The 17,513-nt window shown below is 53.4% G+C and carries 12 protein-coding genes and 1 pseudogene; 3 read left to right on the forward strand and 10 right to left on the reverse strand.

Features of this window, described 5'->3' with window-relative positions; translation table 11 throughout:
• Positions 1 to 42: 42 nt before the first annotated feature.
• The 8 genes from SH410x_RS25875 to SH410x_RS25910 form a co-directional block, all read right to left on the reverse strand.
• Positions 43 to 3,582 (reverse strand): efflux RND transporter permease subunit, encoded by a 3,540-nt coding sequence (locus SH410x_RS25875; RefSeq protein ID WP_473672121.1) that lies wholly within the window; start codon positions 3,580 to 3,582, stop codon positions 43 to 45.
• Positions 3,576 to 3,758 (reverse strand): hypothetical protein, encoded by a 183-nt coding sequence (locus SH410x_RS25880; protein WP_473672123.1) that lies wholly within the window; start codon positions 3,756 to 3,758, stop codon positions 3,576 to 3,578. The genes SH410x_RS25875 and SH410x_RS25880 overlap by 7 nt, the downstream gene beginning before the upstream one ends.
• Before the next feature lie 50 nt (positions 3,759 to 3,808).
• A complete protein-coding gene (locus SH410x_RS25885) occupies positions 3,809 to 5,233 on the reverse strand; it encodes an efflux RND transporter periplasmic adaptor subunit (RefSeq protein ID WP_473672125.1) in 1,425 nt (474 codons plus the stop codon).
• A 287-nt stretch (positions 5,234 to 5,520) separates the two neighbouring features.
• Positions 5,521 to 5,733, reverse strand: a complete 213-nt coding sequence (locus tag SH410x_RS25890) for a hypothetical protein (protein ID WP_473672127.1) — start codon at positions 5,731 to 5,733, stop codon at positions 5,521 to 5,523.
• 167 nt (positions 5,734 to 5,900) lie between these two features.
• Positions 5,901 to 9,893: an efflux RND transporter permease subunit gene (locus SH410x_RS25895; protein ID WP_473672129.1), complete on the reverse strand. Its 3,993-nt coding sequence runs from the start codon at positions 9,891 to 9,893 to the stop codon at positions 5,901 to 5,903.
• A 2-nt stretch (positions 9,894 to 9,895) separates the two neighbouring features.
• Complete coding sequence (locus SH410x_RS25900; RefSeq protein WP_473672130.1) at positions 9,896 to 10,249, reverse strand: four helix bundle protein; 354 nt, start codon at positions 10,247 to 10,249, stop codon at positions 9,896 to 9,898.
• A gap of 8 nt (positions 10,250 to 10,257) precedes the next feature.
• On the reverse strand, positions 10,258 to 12,600 hold the full coding sequence (locus SH410x_RS25905) for a heavy metal-binding domain-containing protein (protein ID WP_473672132.1): 2,343 nt from the start codon (positions 12,598 to 12,600) through the stop codon (positions 10,258 to 10,260).
• 25 nt (positions 12,601 to 12,625) lie between these two features.
• On the reverse strand, positions 12,626 to 13,483 hold the full coding sequence (locus SH410x_RS25910; protein WP_473672134.1) for a hypothetical protein: 858 nt from the start codon (positions 13,481 to 13,483) through the stop codon (positions 12,626 to 12,628).
• A gap of 582 nt (positions 13,484 to 14,065) precedes the next feature.
• On the opposite strand from SH410x_RS25910, the gene SH410x_RS25915 reads away from it, so the two are divergent.
• Positions 14,066 to 14,455: a hypothetical protein gene (locus tag SH410x_RS25915; RefSeq protein ID WP_473672136.1), complete on the forward strand. Its 390-nt coding sequence runs from the start codon at positions 14,066 to 14,068 to the stop codon at positions 14,453 to 14,455.
• On the opposite strand, the gene SH410x_RS25920 is transcribed toward SH410x_RS25915, so the two are convergent.
• A protein-coding gene (locus SH410x_RS25920) for an IS3 family transposase (protein ID WP_473677400.1) occupies positions 14,429 to 15,575 on the reverse strand; the annotation gives its coding sequence in 2 pieces (ribosomal slippage) (positions 14,429 to 15,284 and positions 15,283 to 15,575; 1,149 coding nt in all). The genes SH410x_RS25915 and SH410x_RS25920 overlap by 27 nt on opposite strands.
• Positions 15,576 to 15,607: 32 nt before the next feature.
• On the opposite strand from SH410x_RS25920, the gene SH410x_RS25925 reads away from it, so the two are divergent.
• A complete protein-coding gene (locus SH410x_RS25925; RefSeq protein WP_473677401.1) occupies positions 15,608 to 15,985 on the forward strand; it encodes an ISAzo13-like element transposase-related protein in 378 nt (125 codons plus the stop codon).
• A 10-nt stretch (positions 15,986 to 15,995) separates the two neighbouring features.
• A pseudogene (locus SH410x_RS25930) lies at positions 15,996 to 16,424 on the forward strand (ISAzo13-like element transposase-related protein); the annotation flags it as partial.
• A gap of 218 nt (positions 16,425 to 16,642) precedes the next feature.
• On the opposite strand, the gene SH410x_RS25935 reads toward SH410x_RS25930, so the two are convergent.
• Positions 16,643 to 17,380, reverse strand: coding sequence for a hypothetical protein (locus tag SH410x_RS25935; protein ID WP_473672138.1), 738 nt, complete (start codon positions 17,378 to 17,380; stop codon positions 16,643 to 16,645).
• Positions 17,381 to 17,513 lie beyond the last annotated feature (133 nt).

Consider the following 17,513-nt stretch of genomic DNA (forward strand, 5'->3'; position numbering starts at 1 on the left):
TGCTACGTCAGTTAATGGTCGGAGCTTCGCCCCTTGGTGTGTTCACATAAATTCGTCCTCCTCTGTTTCAAGTTTTGCAAGTCGAGCGGCATCTTTACCACTGAATTGCCAGAACAATCCTGGGTGAATCAGGAATTCACAGAAGGTCGAAGTAGTCAGACCTCCAAGGATGACTGTGGCGACGGGGTAGAGGATTTCTCTTCCTGGTTCCTGGCCTCCTAAAACCAGCGGTATCAGTCCGATACCCGCTGTCAGCGCGGTCATCAACACCGGTGCGAGTCGTTCGAGGCTACCCCGAACCACCATTTCTTGCGTGAATTCTTCGCCTTCTTCCTTCATCAGGTGGAAGTAGTGTGTGACCAGCAGAATGCCGTTGCGAACTGCGATTCCACCGAGTGAGATGAAACCAACCAGACTCGCAACGGTTAGACTTTGCTGGGTGATGACCAGTGCCAACACACCTCCGATGAATGCTGTTGGTAACGCGTTCAAAATTTGCAGCACGATGCGGATTGACGGGAACAAAACCAACAACACCACAAACATGCCGATTACCGAGATACCCGCCAGCACGATGATGAGTTGAGTTGCACGCTGTTGGCTCTCGAACTGTCCGCCGAACTCAATGAAATATCCGATTGGCATTTCAACTTGATCGCCGATGCGCTGTTTGATGTCGCCCACAGCTCCGGCCAAGTCCCGACCCTCTGTATTGCAGCGAATCACAATCCGACGACGTGCATTCTCGCGATTGATCGAGTTTGGCCCAGAGCCGATGCCCACATCGGCGACTTCGCGAAGTTCGATCTGTCCGCGATCGGGTTGTCCCTCACGGTCAGGCAAGTCGATGCGGAGTCGATCGAGGTTGGCATAATCGGTGCGGTATTCTTCTTCGAGCCGAACGAGCAAGTCGAACCGACGTTGACCTTCGAGTACTTGTGAGACCACTTCGCCTTGCAATGCCGTTTGCAGCACGTCGGCGACATATTGGCGAGTCAGCCCATACAGCGCCAAGTCGTCCGCTCGTAGCGCAATATGCAACTCCGCCGTCTCTTGAATCGGCTCAACCACTGGCGGCGTGATTCCTGGCACGTCTTGAATGGTTGTCTTCACTTGCTCCGCGACTCGCCGCAATGTGTCTAAATCGTCGCCGTGAATTTTGATCGCAATTTGAGCGTAAACGCCCGAAATCATGTGACTAATCAAGTGAGCGAGCGGTTGCTCGACTTCGATATCAACTCCGGGAGCTTCGTTGCTGATTCGTTCTCGCAGTTGGGCAATGAGTTCGTCTCGTTCCGTCGGTGACTCGGGATTCATGCTGAGGATGTATTCCCCGAAGTTGACTGGTGATGCGTGTTCGTCCATTTCGGCTCGACCGGTTCGACGCACGAAGTGCAGGATTTCACCGTCGGGGTTTTTGTCAGTTTTCTGCATCGAAAGGAACACGGAGTCAATCGCGCGAGAAACCCGATTCGATGCGTTGAGCGATGACCCTGGCGGAAGGGTGACATTAACTTGCACACTGCCTTCGTCGAATGGTGGCAAAAAGTTTCGGCCCAACATTGACATCTGCCACGCGGCGACAGCGACGGCAAGCCACGTCAAGATCAGCAGCGTTCGTGGGATCGCCATGCTCAAACGGATTAAATGGGATACGCCCAGCTTCAGAGCGTGTAATAGAAAACCATCGCCCTCGTGATGAGTTGCCCGCGAGTTCGGTAGCAGGTAATACGAAAGCACCGGCGTCACTGTCATTGAAACCACGAACGACGACAGGATCGACACAATGTAGGCAATCCCCAGCGGAGTGAATAACCGGCCTTCAACACCTGAGAGTGCGAACAGCGGCATAAACGACAGAATCACGACCGCCGTACCGAACACGATCGAACTGCGGATTTCTTTACTGGCCTCAAACGTAATGACGATTGAAGATTTTCGATTGCCGATTGGTTGCAGATTATTTTGCTTGAGACGTCTGAAAATGTTTTCGACATCCACGATGGCGTCGTCGACGAGTTCGCCCATCGCAACGGCGATACCGCCCAACGTCATCACGTTGATGGAAAGCTCGGTGCCGCTGAGCCACCCCATGACGCGAAACGTGAGTATCGTCAGCACGAGCGAAAGCGGTATTGCGGTGAGAGTGATGAACGTCGTGCGAAAGTTCAGCAAGAACAGAAACAGCACGATGATGACCAGCACAGCACCGATCACGAGAGCCTCGGCGACATTAAAAATGCCTCGGTCGATGAAGTTCCGCAGTCGGAACAATTCCGAATTGACGACAATGTCGGCTGGTAAGGACGCTTCGACTTCGACAAACGCTTCCGCGACGGCATCACTCAGGTCGCGAGTATCTACATGAGGTTGCTTGACGGTCGTGAATACGATTCCAGGACGACCGTTGACGCTGCCATCACCACGTTTGAACTGCGGACCCTCGGTCACACGCGCGATTTGATGGAGCAGCACCGCACGTTTGGCATGGTTGCCGACAGGAACCTTTTTTAAATCCTCGATCACGACTCGCGATTCCGGCCCCAGTCTACCGAGCACGCGAATCGGTCGCTCGGTTTCACCTGTTACCGCAAAGCCGCCACTGGTATTGATGTTGCTCGCGCGGAGTGCCCGTTCCACGTCTTGAACCGTGACGCCGTATTCGAGCAGCGCCGTCGGATCGATCAGGATTTGATACTGCTTACGATCGCCTCCCAACATGAAAACTTCGGCGACACCGGTCGTCTTGAGCAATCGTGGTCGAATGATCCAGTCGGCAACGGTGCGAAGTTCGAGCTGTTGTTTCGCATCGCTGTAGAAATGAGTGTCATACGACTTGCCTTCGATCTTGATCGAGGCGGAGCCGATCGGTGTCCGTTGTGAGTCGAAGACGCCAGCCTCGGTCTTCTTGCCGTTCGTCACACGCGCGGCGAACGAAGTCGGCTCAATTTTGGATGTTTCAGCATTGGGGTCGTCGTTCCACTCAACGTCCTGCGTCTTGATCTTCTTCCATGTCGAGAAATCATGCCGATTGCCGGGCATCCAAACCGTGATCTTGAAGTTACCGTTTTCATCAATGACCATTTCGGCCATCATTTCGGTGTTACCAACTTGGGCAAGTCGCCCACCATCGGGTCCATTCTGCCTGTAAATTCCGGCGACGATGATTTGTCCCATGATCGAAGACGGCGGCGTCATCTGAGGACGAATCCCATCAGGCAGGATGCCTTCGAGCGTCGACAATCGCTCTTGCACTGTTTGTCGGGCAGCGCGAATTTCGGTTGACCAATCGAATTCGATGTAGATCACGTTCAATCCAGCGGTCGATTGACTGCGAACCGCTTGGACACCGTTGGCACCCATTAGCGCAATCTCAATCGGCTGCGTCACCAACGTCTCGACCTCTTCCGTCGCCAATCCAGGTGCTTCCGTGATGATGACGACGCGCGGCCGATCGAGATCCGGAAAGACGTCGATCGACATCTGAGTCGCCGAGTACGATCCGTAGATCAGCACAAACAGGCTAACGACGACGACAAGCATCCGGTAACGGAGCGAAAATTTGATAATTGAATCTAACATTGTCGATCTTCGATTGTTGATTTCCGATTGGCAATTTCCAACAGACTGTTCACTTTTGCTACTTCTCGTTGATGATGGATCGCTCGTCCGACTGAGTCATTCGGCAACGCACCAATCATCTTCATTGCACGCAAACCAAATTGTTTCGTCCGCTTCTTCAGTTCTGCCTGATCCATTTTCGTTCTCCCGGTTTTCAAATCGACAATCGACAATTCAAAATTTTCAATCAATGCGCAGCATGAGTAGTGCCGTCGGCGTGGACATGAACACCGGGTTCTTTGCCACTGGCCGACTGTGACTTTAGTACGCGATTGAGGGACGCTGCGGAGTTTTGTGCCATATACGCTCCCGCCGTGATGCTGCCGTCGTTCGCGATAACAACCGAGCGACGGTCTTCATGGAGAACGTGAACAGGGATCTGCTTGAACATCTCGCCGTTTTGCCGGAACACGTAAGCTTCCGGTCCTTCACGCACAACCGCCTCCGCTGGAAGCACGAACACGTCGTCAAACTTTTCAACCGGAACGTGGATTCGAGTGCGCTGTCCAGGTCGAAAACGCCAAACGAGAAAGACACGTCCCTGATCGTTATAGGATCGTGATTGATTCGATAGCGGAATATAGAAATCAAACGTGCGGCTGTTCTTGTCGATCGAGTTTGACAGGTGGCGAATATTGAAGGTCTGATCGAGTTCAGGCCACTGTCCTTTTGCATCCTCAGCGAACTCAACGTCGATGGGGCGTTTCTCCTGTGCGGCTTGTTCCAAAAACGTCGCTTCGCGTTTAAAGGCGTGGCCGACGACGTACAGCATCTGATGGTTCGACAGATTCGCGAGCAACTGACCGGCTTGGACTTGTTGGCCCAGTTCGACAGCGAGTTCTTGGACTTCATACGCGATGCCTTCATCGCCTGCGGCTTGGTTGATGAACTTGACCTGCTGAATCGTCTGAGGTGGCGAGCGATCTGAAAAAGACGCGAGATCGCGGACCGGTGGAGCAACGATATCAACTGTCGACACAAATGTTCCTGCTTCAATTTGCGCGACTTGATCGGGCGTCAGCCCGCGAGTGAGTAGTTCTTGGCGGGCAGCTTGGATCAGCGTACTCTGGCGACTGATCTCGCTCTGCAATTCAATCATTTTCGATCGCGAAACCGCCCCGGTTCCGACTGCCTCCGACAGCCGATCGATCTCGGCCTGAACGATCCCCGTCTCCTGTCGTGCCTTGAATAACTGCGTCTGTGTGGCTTGCAAGTATTCGCTGAACAATCGCAGCGTAAACAAAGGTTCGCCGGGGCGCATCGTGTCGCCTGGGAAAGCATGAATCGCAGTCACAACGCCGACGGCCGGCGAGGTCACACCGCGATCCGACAACCCGGGACGATCGGCGACTTCGCCCGGAATCGCCACTTGCCGCCAATAGGTCTGCGGACGCGCCGCTTTCGACGTCAGCGATAAGTTCTTGCGAGCCTGCTCACTGATCTCCAGGACGGTTTGCTTCTCGGCGGACTCTGCGGATTTGTCCGTCGCTGGCGCTTCGCTCGCCTGATTGCCGCCAAACAGTTCCGCACGAAAGAACCAAAGTGCCGCAAGCACACCAATGATGATTACCGGCCCAATTAAAGCCTTCAATATAGATATAAGATGTTTCATGTGGATTTAGTTTTCACGGATTTTCAGCAGGCAACACAAATGGGTGGCGAAAGTCGCGCGGACTTGCAGCCAAACATCGAGCGGATCAGAACTTTGAGTAAGTTTTGCTAAGAAAAAGAGAGCGGCTCGCGATGAAAGCAAGCGCGCAGGGGGCCGCTACAGCCGAAGAGAGCCGGTGAGAAGAAAGAGCGGTAGTGTCGCCGTTCGATCCAACGGAACTACCCCGCGTAATCCATAACCTGAGTCGACGACGCCACTGATCCAACTGGGAACCCAGTCCGTCGCGATTACACCAATCGAAATCGAGTTTGCAGGGCGGATTGAAGATTGATCCGTTGATGCCAAATAGATTGCATCCGAATCATGCTCTGCTGCGAGCGAAACAGTATCGCCAGTCGAAATCGCTTCAGTGTCCGCTGCATGTTGATGGTGGTGGTCGTGACTGTGACCATGCGAATGTAGATGCACATGCGGACGCTCAGCATGATCGTTCGGCTCACCCACGCGAGACCCCGCGTGCGAATGAGGCAGCGGTTGCCCCAGCACAAAGAAAGGTATCAGCAAGAGAGAGACGAATCGAAACATGTGAGTGATTGTAGATTCTGTTGAGGAGAACTACCAGAGGGATTCTTCAGAAAATGCACGACGATGATTCAATGGTACGGAATCAAGCATTCTGAGCGAACTTCTCGTCATGAATGCATAGCTTGAGCTTCCATTCCATTGCCGCACAGTATAACACTGGCACGACTAACATCGTCATGATCTCAATTGACATGCCGCCGAAACTGGGGATTGCCATGGGAACCATGATGTCGCTACCACGACCGGTGGATGTCAGAACAGGAATCAATGCTAGGAGCGTTGTCGAGGTGGTCATCAAACAAGGCCGAACACGTCGCACGCCAGCCGTCACGGTCGCTTCGCGTGCGTGTTCGGCGCTCGTGATTTTGTCTTTCCGGAAGCTTTCGTCCAGATACGATGCGATCACCACACCATCATCGCTAGCGATTCCAAACAATGCGAGGAAACCCACCCACACTGCCACACTCAAGTTGATCGTGTGGACCTGGAACAAATCCCGCATGTTTGTGCCGAGGAAGCTGAAGTCGAGAAACCAATCGGTCCCATAGAGCCACAGCATGATGAAACCGCCCGCCCACGCGATTCCGATCCCACTGAAGACCAACGAGGTCGTGATGACCGACTTGAATTGCATGTACAGAATTAAGAATATCAATCCGAGTGCCAGCGGCAGAACGACGATCAGAGTCTTCTGCGAGCGAATTTGGTTCTCGTAGTTGCCTGCGAACGTGTAACTGACACCGGCTGGAAGTACCAGCTCACCACTGTCAACCTTCTCCTGCAAGAAAGCCTGGGCATCTTCGACCACGTCGACTTCCGCATTTCCAGGTCTCATGTCGAAGAGCACATAGCCGACCAGGAATGTATCTTCACTCTTGATCATCTGCGGTCCGCGAACGTATTTGATATCCGCAAGTTGTTCGATGGGAATCTGTGGTCCCATCGGTGTTGGCACCAGTATCCGACCGAGTGACTCAAAATCATCTCGCAGCTCGCGGAAGTAGCGAACGCGAACGGGATAGCGCTCGCGTCCTTCGACAGTCGTCGTGATCATCTTGCCGCCGATCGCCACTTCGATCACGTCCTGAACGTCACGGATTTGCAAGCCGTATCGCATAATGGCATCGCGATCAATGTCGATTTCCAAATACGGTTTCCCAACAATTCGGTCCGCGATGACCGCGGCGGGCTCCACCGTGGGAACCTGCTTCAGATAGCCTTCGATCTGCAGGGCAACACGTTCAATCGTTTCCAGATCGGGGCCTTTGATTTTCATTCCCATCGGCGCACGCATGCCACTCTGCAACATCACGATTCTCGCGGCGATTGGTTGCAACTTCGGTGCCGATGTCGTTCCAGGAATGTCAGCGGCCACGGTGATTTTCTCCCAAATGTCATTGGGCGATTTTATCTCTTCTCGCCATTGCCGAAACGGCCGACCGTATGTCTCGGGGATGAGTTTTCCATCTTCATCCCGCGCAAAGTCGCCTACTTCCTCGTCAAAGCGGAACTTCAATCGGTTTCCATTCTGGTCGGACTTGTATTCAGATTTGTAGGTGATGAAGGTTTCGATCATCGAGATGGGAGCGGGGTCGAGTGGGCTCTCGGCACGCCCAATTTTCCCGACAACCGATTCGACTTCGGGAATCGAAATCAGGAACTTGTTCTGTAACTGCATCACATCCATCGCTTCGCCGATCGACGCATGCGGCATCGTCGTTGGCATGTACAGAAACGACCCTTCGTCCAGAGGCGGCATGAATTCCTTGCCCAGCCCTGGAAAGGCGGAACTGGCCGAGACCCACGTCTTCGATTCCCGCACCGTCGATTCCGAAACACCCACCATGGAAACAGTTTTGGGGATGAATGAAAACACCTTGTCGAATCCTAACCATGAGCAGGCACCTAGCAACAGGATCATTAACGGCATGGAAAGGAAAAGTAATTTGTGCCCCAGACACCAGCGAAGGATCGGTTCATAGAGGTAGCGTTGGAAGACTGTGAAGAAGCCCAGCAGCACGCCAATGAGCAAGCTAACAAATATCAGATTACGGATCACGCCCTTTTCAGGACCAAGCGGCAGCCAATGCTCGGCCAAGATGTAGGTGACGACGACGACTGCCAACGCATTGGCGATCGTGGGCCCGAACCATTGAAATTTCGCGGGAATGCGATCTTCCAGGAGTTTATACAAACCAAGGGCGGCGATGATCGCACCGGCCCACCATGAAACGAGAGCGGAAATCAACACGCCTGCGCCGATCAATGCGGTGTTCATGAAACGGCGCAGGACGCCAGATTTGACACGCCCGCCCATCAACACGTGGGCGGCGGTCGGAATGATCGTCAATGCGACGATCACCGATGCTGCCAGGGCGAAGGTCTTCGTAAACGCTAACGGTCTAAACAGTTTCCCCTCCGCCGCGACCATCGTGAAGACGGGCAGGAAACTGATCACAGTCGTCGATACCGCCGTCAGCACCGCGCTGGCGACTTCATTCGCGGCTCGGAAGATGACGATGGCACGATCCTCGTAGGGATCGGCTTCATCCAAGTGTTTTAAAATATTTTCACACAAGATGATCCCCATATCGACCATTGTCCCGATTGCGATTGCGATGCCGGAGAGGGCAACGATGTTGGCGTCCACACCGAAAGTCTTCATCGCAATGAAGCACATCAACACGGCAATCGGCAGCAAAGCACTGATCAAGATGGAGCTGCGCAGGTGCAACACCATGACGATGATCACGATGATCGTGACCAAAATTTCTTCGCTGAGCGCCGTGTTCAGGGTGCCGAGAGTTTCGCTGATCAACCCGGCCCGGTCATAGAACGGAACAATGCCGATCTGGCTGGTGGTGATCCAGTTGGGCCACCGTTCACGAGGCATGTTCTTGAGATGCGCGACCCAACGATCATGAACAGGTTCGATACCGTTGGTAGGGGGCAGTTCATTCGCCGCCGCGTAGGCATCGACCTGTTCGGCAGTGGTTCGCGAGTAGTCGATGACGACCTTTGTCGGAAGACCAGTCGAAACCTCCGCGATCTTCTTCTTGACGTTCTTGATCGCTTGCAGCGGATTGTACCCGTAACGAACGGTGACCACCGCCCCGACGGCTTCCGCTCCGGCTTTGTCCAAGGCTCCGCGGCGTAGCGCAGGCCCCAAACGCACACTGCCGATGTCCTTCACTGTGATTGGAACGTTATCGGTAACCTTGACGACTGCCTTCTCAAGATCCTCCACCCCTTCAATGAAGCCAAGGCCACGAATGATATATTCAGCTTTATTCAGCTCGATCGTGCGAGCACCCACATCCACGTTCGACATTCTCGCCGCTGTGTAGACGTCTGTCAGACTGGCCCCAGTAGCTCGCATGGCATCGGGGTCAACGTCGATCTGATACTCTTGAACGAATCCCCCGATCGACGCGACTTCGCTGACACCCTCGGCGGCGGTAATCGCATAGCGGACGTACCAATCCTGGTAGGTCCGAAGTTCGTTGAGGTCCCAGCCACCAGTCGGATTGCCGTCGGGATCGAGACCTTCGAGCGTGTACCACATGATTTGGCCGAGCGCCGTCGCATCGGGTCCGAGTGCGGGTTGCACGCCTTCGGGCAGCGTACCCGCCGGTAGGCTACTGAGTTTCTCCAGGACCCTCGAGCGCGACCAATAGAACTCAGCATCTTCGTTGAAGATGATATAGATTGTCGAAAAACCAAATATCGAATAGCTGCGAATCGTCTTCACTTCGGGCAGCCCCAAGAGTGCGACGGTCAGCGGATACCCGATCTGATCTTCAATATCTTGCGGGCTTCGTCCGGTCCATTCGGTAAAGACGATCTGCTGGTTCTCGCCGATGTCGGGAATTGCATCTACCGGAACCGGATCGCGTGGCAGGTCGCCGACCTTCCAGTCAAACGGCGCGACCATCACTCCCCAGCCAATGATCGCCACCACAAGCAAGGCGACAACGAGCTTGTTCTGGATACAGAACCAGATAATACTACCAAGGAAACTCCGCTTCGCTTCGTTTGGTTGAGAGTCGAGAGTTGAGGGTTGAGAGTTGGACATGTTTAGACGTTTAAGCTCCGTTTGAGTCCGCTAATCATGCGTGCGATTTCTTCGCAATTTTGATAAACGATTCGAGCATCCTCTTTAGAGATTAACTCTTGACGCTGAGCGATGGGCAGTTGCGACACAACCTCCATGACCGATCCGTATGCGATTTGCAGGAAGCGAGCAAAGTCCTTCTTGGATTCACGACCACTTCCCTCTGCAATGTTGGATGAGATCGACACAGCCGCCCGCCACACCTGACTTGCCAATCCGAACTTCTCGTAGTCAGGAAAGTTGCGAGTAAGTCGATACACTTCATCAGCCAAATCGACCGCTTTCTGCCAAACGTCAAGTTTTTCAAATCCAAACACTGGTTCCCTTATTGACTCTCAACTCTCGACCCTAAACTCTCCACTCGATCTGCACACTGCAGCATCGACTCGCCGTAGTAGGGATTGCGGACTGTGTCGCTATCCTGAATCCATGTCGCTCCACGTCCATCAAACGCCATCGGGCAATGCAGTTCAAACAACTGATTCGCATTTTGGAAGCCGAATGTCCGCTGGATTGTCAGCATCTCGTCAGAGAGTAACGCAAACGCCGAACGCATCGAATCGAAATCGTTGGCCTTCGAAAGTCGCCTCGCGATCGCCGATAAACTTTTTTCCTCGGCCTGCCACCTCTTTCCCGTTCCCGCATTGATGCTGCTGCTGTCAATCGAGTCGAGCACGTCCTGCAATTGGTTGACAACCTTCGTTGCAGCACCCAAATTGTCCGACGCGAGTCCTTCGCTGATTGCCTGATAGGGTGACAATAGTCGATCAAGTTGTTGGCGGAACGCCGCTGGCACGTCGAGCGTCTCGACTGGCACTTCGTCGATAGGAAGGGATACGCCGAACATTGTCCGCAAACGCTTCGCATGGTCTTTCGCGACCAAGTACACACGGTCGGCGTCGTGCAACGAATCGACATCATTTCCTTCGACGGAGTCGTTACGCAGCAACATCGCGAATTCGCCCCATTGCGCCGCCTTGTCCCCCATCAACGCTTGTCCATTCACCGCCGCAACCTGTTTCCCGAGAGCAGCAAAGGCCTCACGAATTCTCTTCAGTTCAGCTTCTTCGATCGCCGTCTCAATGTCATGAACCGAATCGAGGACCGCCACCATTTGCTGATTCACTTGGGGCGGAAGCGACATCGCCGAATGGTCGGTCATCTCTCCGCCCTTTCCTGTGGGCATCGCGTCACCACCGTGGTGGTGCATTCCCGCACTGCCACCACCTTCGGGTGTCATCATCGATGGTTTGGCTGAGATCTGGAGCGCACTATCGAGTTTGAAGTTGCCGTTCGTCACAACTAACTCGCCTTCTTGAAGTCCCGATTTGACGAGATAGTAATCGCCCGCACGTGGGCCGAGTACGGTTTCGCGACCCTCATAACTGGGCTCCTCGGCATCAGGAACCTGGACGTAGACGATTGCTCTCGTTCCCGTCAGTAGCGCCGCCGACACCGGAATCACCAGCGGCTTCGCCACATCGCTGGGTTCCGCCGTGACGTAACCGAGCGACTCCGCACGAACGAGCGGCATCCCGCAAATGTCGCAGTTCCCCGGCTTATCTTTGACAATCTCGGGATGCATCGGACCAATCCATTTTCCCGCCAAGGACGCATCGAGTACTCGACCACCCGAAGCGATCTTGGATCGAACCACGGCACGGACAAACATTTCGGGCTTCAATCGACCGTCTTCATTGGAAACATTCACGCGTACCTTTACCGTCCGCGTGTCTTTGTTCAAAACGGGGTCAATGAACGCCACGCGTCCCTTGAAAACTTCGCCTGGATAGGCTTCCGTCGTGAACTCGACTTCCTGACCGTATCGCAACCAGGTGAGGTCCGATTCATAGGCATCCAACTGCACCCACAAATGGCTCAGGTCCGCGACGGTGTAGATGCGATCGCCCGTGCGAACACGATCACCTTCTTGTCGCAATTTCTCAATGACAATACCGCCGACCGGCGAGTAAATCGTGATGTGCTCATTCGGCTTGCCACGCTGTTCGATTTCTTGAATCTGTTCCTCAGTGATCCCCAGCAATCGTAATTTCTCGCGAGCGGACTTGGCTAAGTCGATGGGTTCGACAAAACGTGAAGTCGGGCGGCTGGCATTGGATTCCAGTGCCGCAATCAATTCCTGCTGCGCGGTGTAAAGTTCCTCGCTGTAGATGTAGACCATGTGGTCGCCCTTCTTGACCTCGACGCCTGTGTAGTCGACGTATAGCCGATCTAATCGACCGGAGACCCAAGCAGTAATGTAGGCGAGCGTTGTTTCGTCATAGTCGACTTTGCCGACCATCCGCACCTCGGCCGTGACGTACTTGCGAGCGACGGGCACCGTTTGGACCTGCATCAACTTCCGAATATTCTCGCTGATTGAAACCGTGCGGATACCTCCAGCCGATTTTTTGACCGGGACCAGATCCATTCCGCAGATCGGACATTTCCCAGGGCCGTCGCGGCGGATTTGCGGGTGCATGCTGCACGTCCAAATCGCCACCGCGTCGGCTTCGCCGCGTGACGCCTCCGTTGTAGTCGTATGCAAAGATTCCGAAGGCCTGCTTGATCCACGTAACCACCAAGCCGCGACGAAGCCAATCGCAACAAACGCTATCGCTTGTAAAAACCAACCTTGAGTGACGAGTCGTTTCAGAAGATCTTTCATTTTCGATTATCCTATTGAGGAGCGATTAGCCCCCCTTGAACCAATTGACCAATGACACGACCTCAATTTGATCTCTCACCCCAACGGCTGTCACACTGCGCGTCCCAACTTGCCAAGACGCGGCGATGCTCGAATCCAAAGCTACTAGACAGCACTCTTTGTCGCCACACATGGCCATCTTAGTCGGGCGATCACCGAACCAATCGGCTTTCTCATCATCATGCTCAAACAGAACGAGCGTTGACCCGTCGGTACGCTTGCAGACTGCCTTCACACACGTGCAGCACGGCATTTTCAAGACGCTGGTCGAAGCCAGGGTATAACCCTTCGGAAGCCCGTCGGCGACAGTCGGACGATAACCAACCAGGCTGATGGCCTGCTCCGGCGGCACCACCTTGCCGTCGTACTTTTCGAGCAAAAACTGTTCTGCTTGGTCCGGATGCTCCGGCAGTAGGTTCACGTAGTGATCCATCGTCGCCACGAATTCTGTTCCGTGGTCGTGGTGCATGTCCGCTATTGAATCTGGATGGCGGAGCCAGGTAGCCAATCCGAAAACGATCAGTATCGACGCAGCGATGGCCAATCGCTGATAAGTCACCCAAGGCCGCTCAGATCGTCTAGAACCCGAAGCCTTCACGACTTCCGGCTTATCCGACAACTTGCCAGGCTGATTCAGTTCGTCGACGATATTTACCCAGACATGCTCGGAAACAGCGTCCGCTCGAGCCGTCGAGAATGACTGGCTCACTCTTCCGTACCCAGCCAGCACATCGGCACAAGACGTAAAGTTTCGTAAGTGCTCAGTAACCGAAGTGCGTACGTCGCTCGCGAGTTCACCGTCGTAGTAAGGCGAAAGCAGTTCTTGAATTTCGATGCAGTTCATTGTCGCTTGCCTCCGGCTACTCACAGTGGACACCAGAAAAAGGATCGCAGGCTCCACGTTCGAACACGTCTCACCTGACATACTATCTGATGCGGCGGCGTGCGATTCCCTTCACGGTCTCCTTTGATTTTTAGAGAAACGGCCTAGGATGTCAGCCGATTTTCCGTAAATCCAATAAGTTTCATGAAGGACGGCAAGCTCGCGACCATCCAACGCGTAGGTTGCAAACTCGAATCGTTCCTCCCTGTGCTCCGGAGCTACGCAGACGCCGCCACTCGATCGCCCCAATTGACCGATCGTTTGGCTGGCATGAAGAAATGTTGGATGAGAACCGTTCCCGCCTCGACTACTCTGTGATGCTCCGACTCAAAAATCAAATCTTCGGACTTTCGGTAGCGGGAAAAAGCTAGCTTTTCTCCGAGCATCCGGATCTGCTCCCGTTTTTTAGCAATATTCTTGCCGACGCCTGTAAGGCGAGCGGCAGGAATAAATTTACCAGAAATTGATATTTGAGGAAATCGAGTAATCGGTCAAACTTGCTGAAGATGTTTGTGGAGGAATTCAACTTTAGGAGCCGAGGCCATGGATGGTGTTATCGATGAATTGTTAATCGATGCTGCGAGAGAATTGCGAGGCAGTCAGCGGCGGATGTTTCTTGCCAAAGTATGCGACGTCTTGTGCGATGGCAGCGTGCGCAAGGCTGAGGAGAGATTTGGTTGGGGGCGAGAAACGGTTAGCAAGGGAATGCAGGAGCGACAGGCCAACGGTACGCTTGCACTTTCGACTATACCAGAGCGACGCGGGCGTCCGAGAAGCGAAGATAAGAATCCTCAACTTAAGATTGATATCCGCACCATTGTCGAACCACATACGCACTCCGATCCAGAACTCAAAACGGCTCGGAATGAAGTGGACCCCAATATTCGGACCACGAGCGCGCTTCGCTTAGATAGAGAGTGCGAGGCGTTTTGACCGGCCGCTGCGGTACACTTCCGCAGGCGTTTGGCGATCGAGCGAACTGTGTTTTCGTTCGCGGGTGTAGAAGTCAAAGTAACTTCTCATCCCTTTGTAAAGATCGGTTCCTGTGGCGTACTCCTTGAGGTAGATGTCCTCGTATTTGACAGTTCTCCAAAGTCGTTCAATCATCACGTTGTCGATTGCGCGGCCCTTTCCATCCATACTGATCGCAACTCCGTGTGATTTCAGTTTCTCGGTATGTTCGCGGCTCGTGAACTGCGAACCTTGGTCGGTGTTGAATATCTCCGGTGTAGCGAGTTGCAACGCATCGTCGAGGGCCTCCACGCAGAATTCCGCGTCCATGCAATTGGATATACGCCAGCTCCAAACGTGGCGGCTATACCAGTCCAGCACGGCGACCAAATACATGAAACCATGACGCATCGGAATGTACGTGATGTCACTGCACCAGACCTGGTTGGGACGTTCGATTTTGAGGTTTCGCAAAAGGTACGGGTAGACCTGATGCCCCGCGTTTCGCAGGGTCGTTCGACGCTGAGGCGAAATGCCCTCGATGCCCATTTTTCGCATCAATCGCTGCACACGTTTGCGGTTGACAATGAATCCTTGGTCTTCAAGGAAGTCGATCATCTGCCGAGATCCACGGGCCGGATGCTTGAGGTGTTCTTCATCCATCAGTCGCATGAACTGAAGATTCTCCTCGGTCTCCGGCTGGGGACCGAAATAGATGTTGCTTCGATGGATTCCAAGTAGCCGACACTGCTCACGCACACTTAGCTCAGTGTTCTCAAAGTCAATCCAAGTCCTGGCTTCAGTCACTGTCCTGGGCCACTTTTTTTTTGAGCCATTCCAACTGCACCTTGAGCCGACCGATTTGCTCGTAGAGTTCTGTCGACTCGGGTTCGTCGGTTGGTTTTCGCGGCGTCTTGGCTTTGCCATCGAGGAAAACGTCCTCGGCCCCGTCGAGCAGCTGCTTCTTCCAAAGGTTGATTTGAGTCGCGTGCAGCTTGTGCTTCTGGGCGATCTCAGCGATCGTTTTAGCTCCCTTGATTGCCTCCAAGGCTACCTTGGCCTTGAAAGAGGGAGCGAATGAACGGCGTTTCCCTGCCATAATTTCTTCTCGGTAAATGGGATCTTGGATTAGTCCTGGTTTTACCGCTCAAAACGAAACATTTCTATCTTAGCTCGTGGTCCGAATATTGGGGTCCACTTCAGAAGTACACTAATTATTCTGCCGAAGAAGTCCGTGCCGATTTGATTGGCATGGGATACACTCCCGATTCGCTACCGAGCGAACGGACCATTCGTGATATTCTCAATCGGATGAACTATCGACTCAAACGGATTCAGAAAAGTAAGCCGCTGAAGAAAACAGAGCACACCGACGCGATCTTCGAGAATGTGCCTGCGGCACGCAAGAAATACGAGGCAGATCCTGAGACCCTTGAAATCTCGGTGGATACGAAAACAAAAGTCAAATTAGGCGAATACGCTCTCGGGGGAAAAAACACGGACAGACAGTGAGGGTAAAGTCACCAAGGGTTGGGACCACGATCCTCCTGCTGAAAACAAATTGGTTCCGTTTGGGATTTTGATGCTTGCCACCGGCACGCTGACGCTGGTCTTCGGTAGGCACGAGACGAGTGACTTTTGGGGCGACTGCTTGCGTTTGTGGTGGAACAGCGTCCGCGAAAAACATGGTGCTGTTCGTCGCCTAGCAATCTACTTGGACAATGGCCCGAAGAACTCGGGAGTGCGAACTCAGTTCCTCAAGCGAACGATTGAGTTTGCCGATTGGTCGGGGCTGGAGATACATTTAATTTACTATCCTCCCTACCACAGTAAATACAATCCGTGTCAATTTGCGCCTGAAACAGTACCACCGGACCGCTACGCGGCCCGGCTTCACCAACTGGTACCGTTTGAAGCGCCAATGAGTGGTACTGTTTCAGGCGCAAATTGACAGGGAAGGACGATTTCGGGCACGGGTGTTCCTCGATGAAGCAAGTTTGTTGGCATGTGCGGCGTACGTTGATCTCAACCCAATTCGAGCCGCCATGGCGGAGACGCCTGAATCGAGCAAATACACCGAAGCCAAGGACCGGATTGCCGACTTCACTCAATGCTCAGATCGGACCCGCCAGAGCACCCATGACTGGGAGCGAAGCCGAGGTCGCCAGCTTATTCCGCGACTAACATGCCTAAATGCCGATACGATGCTCGTTCGTAGTCACCGACCCACAGAACCTTGATGCTTGAACCGCCATCGGCGAATTCACAGACATCAACTCCTCCATTGTCATCAATGCAAACCACCCTCTCATTCCCGTAAGCAGCCCATCGTTTATTTGTTGAAAGTCCGTTGATTATGAGTACGCCCTTGGAGCCGAACGTCCATTTTTTACCTCGATTACCTTGCTTTTCGCCAAACTTAATCAGGTATGTCTTACCTAGCAACTGATTCGCAAGAGGGGCTGCTTGTGAAGCAAACAGATTCTCTAACGAAGACAGTTTCTTTTGGAGTTCCTTGTTCTGTTGGTAGAGTCTGATTGCTGGCTCGCTAAGCGATTTTTCGGTTTGAGACGAGTTATTCTTGTCGGTCCCTGGCACTGAGGTCGGTGCCGATGTGAGTTCCTCGATGACATCTCGAATTTTTACTGCCTCATCCAAGTCCTTACTGGCAATTTCAATCTGTTGTTTTTCAAGCTTGTTGATTGATCCCGCCCGTAGTGTTCGCACTTTTGCAGTATACGCCGCGTCAAGCTCGCGTTTTTTGTGCGCGTACACGTCGTTCAGCGCCGCAATATCCTCATCCAATGCTGCAACAATATCGACCCTAGCAGATGTGCTGATGGATTCTTGCGCAGATACCATGCCGGCCACTAAAACGAGCATCTGAGTAACGATCACGAATTTCATTGCAGTTAACTCCTGCGTTGGCGCACATTTCGACTATGGCTCATCCGACGGAAGAGTTCGCTGGAAGTTTTCCACGCAGGCCGCAAAGAAACTCCGCTGAACTCTGCGCACACTTCCGCCGGATGAATGTAAA

The organism is Rhodopirellula sp. SH410 (assembly GCF_055811895.1).